The sequence below is a fragment of the Cohaesibacter haloalkalitolerans genome (genome assembly GCF_003574655.1).
GTDB classification, from domain to species: Bacteria; Pseudomonadota; Alphaproteobacteria; order Rhizobiales; family Cohaesibacteraceae; genus Cohaesibacter; species Cohaesibacter haloalkalitolerans.
Genome location: NZ_QNUM01000001.1, coordinates 589,338 through 602,558 on the forward strand (window position 1 = coordinate 589,338; position 13,221 = coordinate 602,558).

At 60.0% G+C, this 13,221-nt stretch carries 8 protein-coding genes; 7 read left to right on the forward strand and 1 reads right to left on the reverse strand.

The genetic code is table 11. The features are described from left to right. Positions 1-37: 37 nt before the first annotated feature. Complete coding sequence (locus DSL70_RS02605) at positions 38-1,210, forward strand: FIST N-terminal domain-containing protein (protein WP_119306305.1); 1,173 nt, start codon at positions 38-40, stop codon at positions 1,208-1,210. Positions 1,211-1,212: 2 nt separating this feature from the next. Beyond that, positions 1,213-3,441, forward strand: coding sequence for a hybrid sensor histidine kinase/response regulator (locus DSL70_RS02610; protein WP_119306306.1), 2,229 nt, complete (start codon positions 1,213-1,215; stop codon positions 3,439-3,441). Positions 3,442-3,649: 208 nt separating this feature from the next. Here DSL70_RS02610 and adh read toward each other — a convergent pair whose 3' ends face one another. Then, a complete protein-coding gene (gene adh / locus DSL70_RS02615; RefSeq protein ID WP_119306307.1) occupies positions 3,650-5,194 on the reverse strand; it encodes an aldehyde dehydrogenase in 1,545 nt (514 codons plus the stop codon). Positions 5,195-6,081: 887 nt separating this feature from the next. Between adh and DSL70_RS02620 the strand changes: the two genes are divergently transcribed. The 5 genes from DSL70_RS02620 to DSL70_RS02640 all read left to right on the forward strand — a co-directional run bounded on the left by DSL70_RS02620 (position 6,082) and on the right by DSL70_RS02640 (position 13,102). Continuing rightward, complete coding sequence (locus DSL70_RS02620) at positions 6,082-7,914, forward strand: ABC transporter ATP-binding protein (protein ID WP_119306308.1); 1,833 nt, start codon at positions 6,082-6,084, stop codon at positions 7,912-7,914. Positions 7,915-7,958: 44 nt separating this feature from the next. Beyond that, entirely contained in the window at positions 7,959-9,488 is a 1,530-nt protein-coding gene (locus DSL70_RS02625) for an ABC transporter substrate-binding protein (protein ID WP_119306309.1), read from the forward strand. Between the two features lie 100 nt (positions 9,489-9,588). Further along, entirely contained in the window at positions 9,589-10,512 is a 924-nt protein-coding gene (locus DSL70_RS02630) for an ABC transporter permease (protein ID WP_119306310.1), read from the forward strand. 5 nt (positions 10,513-10,517) lie between these two features. Beyond that, complete coding sequence (locus DSL70_RS02635; protein ID WP_119306311.1) at positions 10,518-11,366, forward strand: ABC transporter permease; 849 nt, start codon at positions 10,518-10,520, stop codon at positions 11,364-11,366. Then, entirely contained in the window at positions 11,363-13,102 is a 1,740-nt protein-coding gene (locus DSL70_RS02640) for a M14 family metallopeptidase (protein WP_119306312.1), read from the forward strand. Before DSL70_RS02635 ends, DSL70_RS02640 begins: the two co-directional genes overlap by 4 nt. Positions 13,103-13,221 lie beyond the last annotated feature (119 nt).

The window sequence follows — 13,221 nt, forward strand, 5'->3', positions numbered from 1 at the left end:
GCGCAACCCTGTTGGGGCAGAGAGGCTGGGAGGCTTGATGACGGACCGGTTGGCTGGCTTGCACCAGGGCGCGGACGATGGGGACGTGATTGTTCGCACGGCCTGTGTTGCCTGCGATGCCGAGGATGCGGCAGATCGTCTGAGACAGGCCCTGCAGCCGGATGATCTCGAGATCGTGGTGATTTTCTTCTCTCCCCGAACAGACATCGCCGCCTTTGTTGCCCGGTTGGGGGAAGGCTTTGCGGGTACGCGGCTGGTGGGATGCACGACCGCTGGCGAAATCACCCAGGATGGCTATGCCGAGGGCACCATTATGGCGCTGGGGTTTCCGCGCAGCCACTTTTCCGCCCGCAGCCTGCTGATCGATGACCTTGATAATCTCGACAGCCGCGGGGTGGTGGATGGCATCATTCGCAATCGCAACGGCCTTGCGGCAGAGGTGCCGCGTTGGCAGTCGGAGTTCTCGCTGCTGCTGGTCGACGGGCTTTCCACCTGTGAGGACCAACTGACGGCCGAGATTTCCTTCGGTCTCGGACCGGTGCCGCTTTCCGGCGGGTCGGCGGGGGACGGAACGGATTTTGCCCGCACTTTTGTTCTTTTCGATGGCAAGGTGGCGTCCAATGCCGCCGTCCTCATCCAGATGGTCAGCCGTTGCCCGATCCGCGTGTTCAAGACCGATCATCTGGTTCCGGCCGAGACGCGGATGGTTGTGACCGGTGCCGATCCGTCCAGGCGCGTGGTCTCGGAAATCAATGCCGAACCGGCCGCGCGGGAATATGCCCGTATTCTTGGCAAGGATCCCGAGCAACTGTCGCCCTTCATCTTTGCGGCCCATCCGGTTGTGGTGCAGTTCGGTGGTCGGCACCATGTGCGTGCCATCCAGCGGGTGGCGGACAATGGCGATCTGGTATTCTTCTCCGCCATTGATGAGGGGGTGGTGCTGACCCTGGCCGAACCGGACAACATGGTGGACCATCTTGAGCGCGAAATGCAGGCCCTCAGCGAAGGTGGCAAGCCGGACGCGATCATCGCCTTTGACTGCATCCTGCGGCGGCTCGAAGCGGAGCAGAAGCAACAGGTCGGGCAACTCTCCCGCATCCTTGCAGATAATCGAGTTGTCGGCTTCTCCACCTATGGCGAGCAGTATAATTCCATGCATGTGAACCAGACGCTGACCGGCGTTGCCATCTATCCACCAGACGAGGGCTGAGCTTGCAACACGGACTGATCAATCCTGCTGATACGCTGGAGAGGCAGAATGAAAAGCTGATCAAGATCGTCACCACCCTGATGCGTCGGGTCGAGAAGGGGGTGGATGCGTCCGGCGTGGCCTATGCCCAGTTCCAGCGGGCTGTGCTGCTGGAAGACGAGGTGCGCTCGCGGACCCATGATCTGGAGCGGGCGCTGGACCTGCTCAATGAATCCAACGCTCGGCTGGCGCGCGCCAACGCCGAGGCCGAGACGGCGCGGGTCAATCTGGCCAATGCGCTGGAGACGGTGCAGGAAGGCTTTGCCCTGTTCGATGCCGAGGATGTGCTGGTGATGTGCAACAGCCGCTTCGGGCTGCACATGCGTGATATCCACCCGCAGCTGCAACCGGGCCTGCGGTTCGAGGACTATGTCCGGATGGTCAGCACCAGCCGCTATCTTGATCTGCCCGAGGGGCAAGCCTCGCCGGAGTGGGCTGCCAACCGGATGGAGCGGCACAAGGACCGGCATGTGGCCTTCAATGTGCGCATGGCCGGGGACTGCTGGCTACAGGTGAGCGAGCACCGCACGCCGGATGGCGGCACGGTCATCTTGCAGACCGATATCACTGACATGGTGCTGCTTGAGCGGCAGGAGCGGGAGCGGCTGCTCGATGGGCAGGCCCAACTGATCCGGGCGACGCTCGAACATCTCAATCAGGGTATTTGCATTTTCGACGATCAAAACCGGCTCATCGGCTGGAACCAGCGGGCAGGCGAGTTGCTGACCATAGCGGCGCGCCAGTTCCAGCTCGGTATTTCCTTTGGTGCCCTCTACAAGCTCATCCGGTCCAAGGTCAGTTTTTCGCGCAAGCATGACGTCCGCCGGATCGAGGATTGGGTGCAGGTCGGGGCAAACCGGCCGCCGCTGTCCTTCGAGATTGTTATCGGTCGCGACAGGGTGCTGGCGGTGTTTGCCCAGCAGATGCCCGACAAGGGGTTTGTGATCAGCTTCACCGATGTGTCTGCCGAGCGGTTGGCGGTGCGGGCTATTTCCGAGGTCAATGAGACCCTCGAACAGCGGGTTGCCGAGCGGACACTCGAGCTGGAAGCCGCCCTCGCAGAAGCCGAACGGGCCAATGCCTCCAAGTCACGCTTTGTGGCTGCGGCCAGTCATGACCTGTTGCAGCCACTCTCGGCGGCCAAGCTGTTTGTCGCTTCGCTTGAGAGCGAACTGGCCGACCCTGAACTTGCCAGCCCGGAGTTGGCCGAGCGGGCCGCCAAGGCCAACAATGCGCTGATGAGTGCGGAGAATATTCTCAATGCGCTGCTCGACATCTCCAAACTGGATTCCGGCCGGGCGGCTCTGCACGAGGGGCCGGTGGCGCTGGACGATCTGCTCGGGCCGCTTCGCGATGAGCTGAAGCCTCTAGCCGAGAAGAAAGGGCTGGCCTTCCGGATGGTCTCGACTGGGGCGGTGGTCATCAGTGACGCGTCCTACCTCCGACGCATTCTGCAGAATCTGATCAGCAATGCCATACGCTATACCGCCAGAGGCAAGGTGCTGGTAGGGGTACGCAGCCGCATGGGGCGGTTGTTCATCGAGGTGTGGGACACGGGGCCGGGGATTCCTGCGCATGAACAGGGCAAGATCTTTCAGGAGTTTCAGCGCCTCAATGCCACGGTCAGTGCTGCCGACGGCATGGGGCTGGGGCTGGCGATCGTCGAGCGGGCCTGCCGGTTGCTCGATCATCCGCTGCATCTCAAATCGGAGGTTGGCAAGGGAACCTGCTTTTCGGTGGAGCTGCCGCCCTCGTCGGTGGTGCCCAAAGCGGCCCCTTCCGATGGCCTTATCCTGCTGGGCAAGGAGAAGCGGCTCAGCCTTGAACATCACATTGTTCTGCTGATCGAGAATGACGAGGGGCTGAGAAGCGCCATCACGCTGACGCTGGAGAAATGGGGGGTCGATGTGCTGCCATGCGCCAACGAGGGCGAGGCCGTGGCGGTGCTGCAGGAACTCGATATCGCGCCGGACGCCATCATTGCCGACTATCAGCTGGATCATGGCCTGATGGGAACCGATGTGGTGCTGAGGCTGCGTGAGCGCTACGGCAAGGTGCCGACCTGCATCATTTCGGCCAATCGTTCGCCGCTGCTGGCCGAAAAGTGCCTGCGGCTTGGTGCATCGCTGCATCACAAGCCACTCAACCCGCTTGAGCTGCGGGAGTTTCTGGAAGATGCCGTAAGCCGGTAGGGGCAAGAAGAGCCAGCGGGTGCAGAAGAGCGGGGGACCGTTCCGAGGCTGGTTCTTGCTGTCGGCGAGGGGGGCCCAGAGGTCGGGTCTCGGTCTCCGCCAGCCGTCTTCCGGTTTTCCTGCCGACGTCGGCCCCATCCTTCCGGGAAACTTTAGACCCACGCATCCCGGAAGGGAGGCAGGGCCACAGGCGGCCCTGCAGGGAGTATCAGAAGAAGCCGAGCGCGTCGGTCGAGTAGCTCACCAGCATGTTCTTGGTCTGGCGATAGTGCTCGAGCATCATCTTGTGGGTTTCACGACCGATACCGGACTGTTTGTAGCCGCCGAAGGCCGCATGGGCCGGATAGGCGTGATAGCAATTGGTCCAGACGCGACCGGCCTGAATTTCGCGGCCGAAGCGGAAGGCGCGGTTGCCGTTGCGGGTCCAGACGCCGGCACCGAGTCCGAAGTCGGTGTCGTTGGCGATGGCCAGCGCCTCGTCATCGTCCTTGAAGGTGCAGACCGAGAGCACCGGCCCGAAGATTTCCTCCTGAAAGATCCGCATCTTGTTGTTGCCCTTGAAGACGGTCGGATTGATGTAGTTGCCGCCTTCGAGGCCTGGCAGGTTGGCCACGGTGCCGCCCATGAGGCAGGTCGCGCCTTCCTGTTCGCCGATCTTCAGATAGGACGAGATCTTTTCCTTCTGCTCGCCGGAGGCCTGGGCGCCGATCATGGTGTCCATGTTGAGCGGGTTGCCCTGCTTGACCTTCTTGACGCGTTCCAGGGCCCGGGCAATGAACTCGTCATAGATGGATTCCTGCACCAGAGCGCGGGATGGGCAGGTGCAGACCTCGCCGGAGTTGAGAGCAAACATCGAGAAGCCCTCGAGGCATTTGTCGAAATAGGCGTCGTCCGCATCCATGATGTCTGCAAAGAAGATGTTCGGCGATTTGCCGCCCAGTTCCAGCGTTACCGGAATGAGGTTCTGCGAGGCATACTGCATGATCAGGCGACCGGTCGAGGTTTCGCCGGTGAAGGCGATCTTGGCGATGCGCTTGGATGATGCCAGCGGTTTGCCGGCTTCAAGGCCGAAGCCGTTGACGATGTTGACCACGCCCGGCGGCAGCAGATGGCCGACCAGTTCGATGAACACCATGATCGAGGCCGGGGTCTGTTCGGCCGGTTTGAGAACCACGCAGTTACCGGCGGCCAGTGCCGGAGCCAGCTTCCACACTGCCATCAGCAGCGGGAAGTTCCATGGAATGATCTGGCCGACCACGCCGAGTGGCTCCGGAATATGATAGGCATAGGTGTTGTGGTCGATTTCGGAGATGTGCCCTTCTTCGGCACGGATGCAACCGGCGAAATAGCGGAAATGGTCAACGGCCAGCGCCACGTCGGCGGCAATGGACTCGCGGATCGGCTTGCCGTTGTCGATGGTTTCGGCAACAGCCAGCATCTGGGTGTTGGCCTCCATCAGATCGGCGATCTTGAGCAGCATGTTGGAGCGCTCGGTCGGCGAGGTCTTGCCCCAGGACGGGAATGCGGCATGAGCGGCGTCCAGCGCGGCCTCGATGTCGTCTGCATTCGAACGGGCGCATTCGCAGATCACTTCGCCGGTGATTGGCGTCACGTTCTGGAAATACTGGCCGGATTTCGGCGCGGTGAATTCACCGTTGATGTAGTTGCCGTAGCGGGTCTTGAACGGGAACTCGACATTCAGGTGTGATGTATCAAGCGCGGCACTGCGTGTCGCTGGCGTTACGATATTCATGGTTTCCTCCCTTTTGACTCTGCTTGCCAGCCCCCTGTCGCTCCCTCTGCTGAAGGCTTTGGCGAAGACCCTGGTGACCTTATTCGGATCCGTTCCTCCCAGATCCGCGCGGTCTTGTCAGTCCTGTGGTCTTGCGCCATGAACTGGCACTGTGCTCTGGCGCCGTGATCGGGGCCTGTGGCACGCAGATTGTAACAGTTCCAGATTAGGACGGAGAGTGTCGACCTGCCTATGAGACCAAGGTGCCGATGGGTCTCATTGGTGATTTTACGTATTCTGGACAGCGCCTGCGAAGCCATATAATCCAATGACTTGCTGCAGCGCAGCAAAATGTGCCGCAAACGGATGGGCGCGACTTTGGCATTGGGGGGACTTTTGGCGTATCGGAGGAGGCGCTAAATCCGATCTCGGATATGGGCAGGCCAGAGGTGGATTGTCGCTGTTTTGCCCGTTCATTTCTCCTCATGTCTGCGTAAATTTGTCTCACTACGCGGGAGGTTCAACTGCGGCGTCATGATCCTGTCGGCTTTTGCCGAAATTTTCAGGAATTTGAACGCGATAGAGCGCGGGTGCGTCCGGTGTGTGCAATTTCGGCGCGAGAAGGTGGATTTTGCGCCCTGCGGCCGACGAAAATTCGGCTGGTATTATTGACCGGCATCTGGTTGACTTATGTCGTTGTCTTATAATATTTGTCGACAAATCTAATACAGATTTCTTCCGGTTCGAGTGGTGTCCGTTGCACTTACAGGGCACAGTGTGGTGTCCGATCGGCCTGTTTTTCGAATTCCATTGTCCATCGGTGTTCGAGCACACTCGTTGCCTGAGTTGTCCCTATCTGTCTATCCTGCCAGCACTGCTCTGCTGAAGAAATTTTGAAAGGTTGAACAGTGATCGAGAGTTCCAGCAATGAGCCATCCCTGATCAGGGTCGAGGATCTCACCGTCGCGTTCGGCGAAGAAAAGGTCGTTGAGAATCTCAGCTTCTCGGTGCGCTCCGGTCAGACGCTGGCCATCGTTGGCGAAAGCGGGTCAGGCAAGTCGGTGACATCCCTCTCGATCCTGCGTCTGGCTGACATGTCCGGGGCACGATATCTGAGCGGGCGTGTGCTGTTTCAGACTGCCGCCGGTGAACGGGACCTCCTGACCCTGTCGCAGCAGGACATGCGCTCCATTCGTGGCAAGGAAATCGCCATGATCTTTCAGGAGCCGATGACCTCGCTCAACCCGGTCTTCACGGTTGGCGACCAGATCGCCGAGGTGCTGCAACTGCATGAGGGCATGTCGCGCAAGGACGCGCTGGCCGAGGGTGTCAAGCTCCTCAAAATGGTGCGTCTGGCCGATGCCGAGAGCATCATTGGTCGGTATCCGCATCAACTCTCCGGTGGCATGCGGCAGCGGGTGATGATTGCCATGGCGCTGGCCTGCCGCCCCAAGCTGCTGATTGCCGATGAGCCGACCACGGCGCTGGATGTGACCATTCAGGCCCAGATTCTGGCGATCCTTCGTGACCTCAAGGACAGCCTCGACATGGCGATCATTTTCATCACTCACGACATGGGCGTGGTGGCGGAAATGGCCGACGATGTGGTCGTCATGCGCAAGGGCCACAAGGTGGAAGAGCAGCCGGTCGATGCAATCTTCCATGATCCGCAGCATCTCTATACCCAGACGCTGCTTTCCGCTGTGCCCAAGCTGGGAGCGATGAATGGCGAGGATTTTCCCAAGCGGCTGCCGGTTGCTGTCTATGACGAGGCGGGGGCCAGGACGGAGGGAGAGGTCCGGGTGCAGAACACCGCCAACTATGGCGTTGCCCCTCTGGTTCGGGTGGAGGATCTCGTTGTCCGCTTCAATGTGAAGAAGAATTTCCTGGGCCGTCCGACCCACCGCGTGCATGCGGTCGAGGAAATCAGCCTTGATATCTATCCGGGGGAAACGCTGGCGCTGGTTGGCGAGAGCGGCTCGGGCAAGTCGACCATCGGTCGCACGATCCAGCAGTTGCAGGAAAGTCAGGCTGGCAACATCACCTTCAACGGCAAGCGCTTTTCCGACATGGGCAAGGGTGAGCGGCGGGCGCTGCGCAAGAAGATCCAGTATATCTTCCAGGATCCCTATGCTTCGCTTGATCCGCGCAAGACGGTCGGCTTTTCCATTGCCGAACCGATTCGCACCCATGGCATCCTGCATGACGAGGGGTTGATCGCGACCCGCGTCAGCGAGCTGCTTGAACGTGTCGGGCTGTCCGCCTCCCATGCCCGGCGCTATCCGCACGAGTTTTCCGGTGGCCAGCGCCAGCGCATCTGCATTGCCCGCGCCCTTGCTTCCGACCCCGAACTGATCATTGCCGACGAGGCCCTGTCAGCGCTCGATGTGTCGGTGCAGGCACAGATCATCAATCTGTTCATGGACCTGCAGGAGGAGCGGGGGCTTTCCTATCTCTTCATCAGCCATGACATGGCGGTGGTGGAGCAGATCAGCCATCGGGTCGCCGTGCTCTATCTGGGGCAGATCGTCGAGTTCGGCAGTCGCCGTCAGGTGTTCGAGAACCCGACCCATTCCTATACCCGCAATCTGCTTGCCGCCGTTCCGATTGCCGATCCGCAAAAGCGAGTCATGCTGGCCATCGATGATACGGAGATCCCGAGCCCGATCCGGGCGGTGGGGAATGAACCGGAGCACCTCCGCCACAAGGAGATCGCGCCGGGGCATCTGGTTGCCGAATAAACGAATAATCACAACTTCACTTCGTCAAAACAGGGAACACAATAATGAAAAGATTTTTGAAGAATACAGCAGCCGTGGCTGTCATCGCCTTGGCAGGCATGGGCGCCTTCTCCAGCAGCTCCATGGCCGCTGGTAAACTTTCTGTTTCCGTTGCCCTCGATCCGGGCAGCTGGGATCCGATCGACACCTTCCTTGTCGCTTGGGGCGCTGTCGGCTCCAACCTCTTTGACGGCCTGACGGAACGCGATACCAACGCCAAACTGCATCCGGGCCTTGCCACGAGCTGGGACGTGCTTGACGATGGCGTGCGCATCCGGTTCAAGCTGCGCGAAGGCGTGAAATTCCACAATGGCGAGCCGTTCAATGCGGAAGCCGTCAAGTTCACCTTCGATCGTCTGCTCGGCGACATCGGGGCCAAGGGTCCGCAGCGTGCCAACTACACCTCGGTCAAGAGTGTCGAGATCATCGATGACTACACCGTCGATTTCCATCTCCACCAGCCCGATCCGGTGCTGTTGACCAAGCTGGCCGGTTATGGTGCCATGATCGTGCCGCCGAAATACATCGCCGAGAAGGGCGAAGACTATTTCAACACCCATCCGGTCGGAACCGGTCCGTTCAGCTTTGTCTCCTACGAGCCGAAGGTGGATCTGGAACTGGCTGCCAATGCCGACTACTGGGGCGACAAGCCAAAGGTTTCCGAGCTGGAGTATCGCTTCATTTCCGAACTGACCACCGCTGTGGCCGAGCTGCAGGCCGGTCGGGTCGATATCGTCGAGGATTTGCCGATCAGCATGCTGCCGGTGGTCAAGGGCGATGGCAAACTGGACGTCATGTCCACCACCGGTCCGGCTGTCTATGGCCTGCGTTTCAACACCCGTGACGGCATCACCGCAGACGTCAATGTCCGCAAGGCCATCGTCATGGCTGTTGACCGCGCCACCATCATCAAGTCGCTGCTGGCAGGGGAAGCCGAGGAAATCGCCAGCTTCCAGAGCTCGCTGTCCTTCGGTAATGATCCCGAGTTGAAGCCTCTGCCGTACAATCCGGAAGAAGCCAAGAAACTGCTCAAAGATGCTGGTGTTGCTCCGGGGGCGGAAGTGCAGATCGACATCCGCGCTGGCAACCCGACCTTCAACGAAGTGGTTCAGGCCGTTGGCGCCTATCTGCAGACCGTTGGCCTCAAGGCTGTGATCAAGCCATATGAGAACAGTGTGTTCCTGAATGACATCGTGCCGCAGGGCAAGACCGGTGCCCTGTTCCAGCAGAGCTGGGGCGGCTGGACGCTCGACTATGACAACACCGCCTATCTGCTCTACCACACCGGCCAGAAATGGAACCCGTATGGTTCAGACGAAAAGCTGAACGCCATGCTGGAAGAACAGCGCCCGATGACCGATGTTGCCAAGCGTGAAGTGTTGCTCAAGGGCATCGCCGCCTATATCGCCAATGATGTGCTGGAAATGCCGCTCTACAGCCTCAAGGCAATCTACGGCGTCAACAAGCGCGTTGAAGGCTTTGTTCCGGCTCCTGACAACCGCATCAAGCTGAACACGGTCAGCGTCAAGGAATAGGCCGAGCTTCCGACAAGATCAGGTGAAGGGGAGGCATGTGCCTTCCCCTCACCGGCAGCTCTTCCCAACTCTACACTAGACTGCAACGGAGGTCGGTCGCATGGCCGGGTTTATCGTCAAACGATTGCTTCAGGCGATTTTCGCCACGCTCGTCGTCACATTGCTGGTGTCCTATGCGATCCGCATGACCGGAGACCCGGCACTCATGCTGACGCAAGGGGCGGGCAGTATCACCGAGGCCGATCTGGTCCGCATTCGCGAGGCGCTGGGGGTGAACCAACCTTTCTTCGTGCAGTATTTCGGCTTCCTCAGGGACATGGTGACCTTTGACTTCGGGCGCAGCTTTCTGGGCGGCACCTCGGTTGCCGTGCTGATCGGCGGTGCGTTGCCTTCGACGCTGGTGCTGGCCTTCTGGTCGATGTTGATCTCCATTGCCTTTTCCATCCCGCTCGGGATCACGGCTGCGGTTCACAAGAACAAGGCACTGGATCAGGTGATCCGCGTGATTTCGTTGGTCGGGCTGTCCTTTCCCAATTTCTGGTTGGCCATCATGCTGGTTCTGGTCTTCTCGATCACCTGGAACATCCTGCCGCCAAGCGGCATGTCGGGCTGGCTGTCCTATATCATGCCAGCGGTGACGATGGGGGTCATCCTGATGGCCGTCAACGTGCGTCTGGTGCGTACGACGATGCTCGAAACCCTCAGTTCGCAATATATCATGGTGGCCCGCGCCAAGGGACTTTCGGAAACCAAGGTGCTCTACAAGCATGCCCTGCGCAACTGTGCCATTCCGCTGATCACCTATATGGGGCTGCAGTTCGGCGGCCTTCTGGGCGGCATCGTGGTCATCGAGCGGGTGTTCAACTGGCCCGGTATGGGAACGCTGGCCTTTGATGCCGTGGGCGCACGCGACTATCCGGTGCTCCAGGCTTCGATCATGGTGCTGTCGCTGTTGATCATCATCGTCAACCTGCTCGTTGACATCATCTATGGCCTTGTCGATCCGCGCATCCGGACGGAGTAGAGAGTATGGCAGAAACCAGAAAAAAACGCTTTGCCAGACCGAGCATGGAACTGGTGGTCGGTGCCGTTCTGATCACGCTCATCGTGCTGTCGGCGCTGTTCGCCCATCAGCTGTTTCCCGAGGGCTTTGACAGGATCGATCTGATGTCCCGTCTGACGCCACCCTTCCTCAAGTCGATCCATCCGCTTGGCTCCGACCCGCTTGGCCGCGACGTGCTGGCCCGTGTCGTTGCCGGTGGGCGGATCTCGCTGCTGGTCGGCATCACCTCGGTGATCGGGGCGGTCACGCTCGGGGTGACCATCGGGTTGATCGCGGGCTTTTATCGCGGCGTGACCGACATGCTGATGATGCGCTTTGTCGACATCCAGCTGGCGTTGCCATTCATCCTGCTGGCGATCACCTTCATCGCCATTCTGGGCGGCAGCCTGCTCAACACGATCATTCTGCTGATCGTTTCCCAGTGGGTGCAATATGCCCGTCTGGTGCGCGGGCAGGTGCTGGCGCTGAGGGACAGGGAATTCATCCTTGCCGCCCGCGCCATCGGCGTCAAGGATTGGCGGATCATCGTGCAGCATCTGCTGCCCAATCTGACTGGCCCGGTCATCGTGCTGATGACGCTCAATGTGGCTAACAACATTCTGCTTGAGAGCAGCCTCACCTTCCTCGGTCTCGGGGTTGATCCGACCATTCCGTCCTGGGGCGGGATGCTGGCCGAAGGCCGCTCCTATCTTCAAACCGCCTGGTGGGTCAGTGTGTTCCCCGGCCTCGCCATCATGCTCACGGTGCTGGGGCTCAACCTGCTCGGTGACTGGATGCGCGATCATCTGGATCCTACCGGAAAGACTTCGATATGACCGTTCTGCTTGACAAGACATTTCCCCGCAGCGTCGATACCATTCTGGAGACGATCGCTGTACGCAAGGCCAAGGCGCTGGAGCTGTGGCTGTTTGACGACAAGGCCGGGCGACTGGCTCTGGAAAGCAAGCTGGCGGCCATGGGCATTACGGCCCGGGTGCACAGCAGCTACAAGCCGCTGGTCTATGCCTGCCTTGAAGACCTCAAGACCGAAGGGCTGAAGAGCGTTGCCATCACCTATCCGGTGCATGAAGCTGCGCCCGAGCATCGTTTCCTGCTGGAAGCCTACCCGCTGGCCGAGCTGTTGAAGCCAGCTGCCGTCAGCTTCACGCCGTCGGCAAAGGGCAAGGATCTCAACTACAGGCTTGAGCTGTGCTGGCAGGATGGGCGAACGGAAAGCCGCAAGGTCTTTGCTCCGAACAAGCTGCACAAGGATTGCATTGGCGAAGCAGCTCTGTCGCCCACCGGCTGGGTGCGCTGGGCGGATGGTTCTGAAGACCAGTTCGACACCGATTATGAGCAGCTGTTTGCCGCTGCCATGCAGACGATTGTCGCGCATGACTGGGGCCATGAGGAACCCTATTTCGAGGAGCTGAACATCACGGTGTTGCATCCTTCCGAGGATGAGTTCCTGTCGATGGAACCGGTTGATGCCATGATCAGCCTCAGGGAAGCCCTGCATGAGGATTTCTATTTCTCGCTGCTCGAAGTGTTCCAGCAGAAATCCGGTCGTCCCGTTGGCGATCGTGGCCTGATGCCGGGGCAGATCGTGCCGGAAATCCTCAAGGGCACCCGCGATGGCTCCTTGTCGGTCACGATGGAACTCCGCCCGCTGACCGTGGATGAAACTGCGGTTGAAGACAGCGAGCCGGTTGAAACGCTCTCCACGCCCTTTACCGCCCCGCGCATTCGACGCGAGCTGGCGACCATCACGGGCGAGCCCTTCACCGCACTGTCCCGCGCCGGTCGTCTGGTCGAGGCGCGCTATCACAAGGGATCCGAGCGGCCGGTGATGATCAGCGGCGGTCAACATGCCAACGAGGTGACGGGGGCTGCCGGTGCAATGCGCAGCGGTCTGGAACTGGCCAGGCGCCCCAATGCGCATTTCACGATTTCTCCGCTCGAAAACCCTGATGGCTATGAGCTGGGCTGGCGTCTGCGCAAGGACAATCCGCATCATATGCACCATGCTGCCCGCTATACCGCCTTTGGCTGTGATCTCGAATACCGCCCGGCGGAATCCCCGTTCGAGACGGCGATCCGGTTCGAGGCCGAGCGGCTCAGCGGTGCCAAATTGCATGTCAACCTGCATGGCTACCCGTCCCATGAATGGTCGCGGCCGTTCACCGGCTATGTGCCACGCGGTTTCGAGATGTGGACCCTTCCCAAGGGCTTCTTCCTGATCCTCAGGCATCATGAGAGCTGGAAGAAAGAGGCCCACAGCCTGATCGAGCAGATCACCGAGCGTCTGGCGGTCAACCGCAAACTGGTTGACTATAATGCGCGTGAGATTGCGCTCTACACCGAACATGCGGGCAAGCCGGAGTGGCCAGTGATCAATGGTTTCCCGGTCATGATCTCTGTCGATGACCGCCACAGGGTGCCGATCACGCTGATCACCGAGTATCCCGACGAGTCCATCTACGGCGATGATTTCATTCAGGGCCACACCGCCCAGATGAACACCGCCCTTGCGGCCTATGACATCTGGCAAACGATGGATCTGCCCGAGTAAAAGGCCGCCCAAGGCACCCTTGACGGGTGCCTCCCCCTCCACACACAGAGGGGCAGGGCCATTCGGCTGACGCGTGTGTTCTGAAGGGGCACACGCGGTTTGCATCACATCGTGGTGCA